This is a genomic window from Janibacter anophelis NBRC 107843 (assembly GCF_001570945.1).
Lineage (GTDB): Bacteria > Actinomycetota > Actinomycetes > Actinomycetales > Dermatophilaceae > Janibacter > Janibacter anophelis.
In genome coordinates, this window is sequence record NZ_BCSQ01000120.1 from 1 (window position 1) to 797 (window position 797).

Here is a 797-nt window from a genome sequence, read left to right on the forward strand (position 1 = left end):
TCGACCGAGGTCACGCCTTCGACTTGGGAGACGGCGTCGTTGACTTCCTTCTCGTCCATGGGTGGGGCGCTGATGCACGCGGTCAGGCCGAGGGCCGCGACGCTGACGGCGCCAAGGAGGGCGGCGCGTCGGGTGATCGTGGTCATGGGGTGGTTACTTCCTTCGGCGGATCTCGACATCAACAGCGGTGACCTTCGACTCGTCGCCAGCGGGGACGATGAAGTTGTCCAGGTCATTCTCGAACGCCGTGATCCGCGGGTCGTCGGACGCGGCGACGGAGTTTGCGTAGTTCTTGTGGCTGTGTGCTTCGAGGACGTCCTTTGGGAAGGGGCCGCTGGGTAGTTGGATGCCCGGCTGGTCGTTCCATGTGGGGTCGTACGCCCAAGCGGTTTGCGGGTTGTCGAGAGTCACGACAGTGGCGTCGTCGTCCAACCGGCTCACGCGCGGGGCGTTGCCCAGGTCGACGCGCGGTACGACGTCCCCTCGGTGCTGCAGATGCAACTGCCGTGCGTCTGACGTATCCGGGATCGCGTCCACGGGAGAACCGTAGGTGACGGAGTGCGTGACGTTGAACCGCTCCGTGAAGGTGGGGTCCGACAAGAGGGCCTGGCTGATCATTCCGCCCTGCGAGTGGCTGGCCATCATCACGGGCGATCCCGGCGGGATGCCAGCCTTGTCCATCGCGTCCCGGACGGCCTCGGTGGAGGCGGTTGAGTCACCGTTGATGCTGCCGAGGTTGCCGAGGCTGTCCAGCGGGTTGTCCGACCATCCCGGCGACCACGGCTGGGTGCCGGGAA

1 protein-coding gene is annotated in these 797 nt (G+C 66.0%); it reads right to left on the bottom strand.

Going from position 1 to position 797, the window contains the following annotated elements; all coding sequences use genetic code 11:
- Positions 1–153: 153 nt before the first annotated feature.
- On the bottom strand, positions 154–797 hold a 644-nt coding region (locus tag JAN01S_RS16420; RefSeq protein WP_218000072.1), incomplete at its 5' end, for a PGAP1-like alpha/beta domain-containing protein.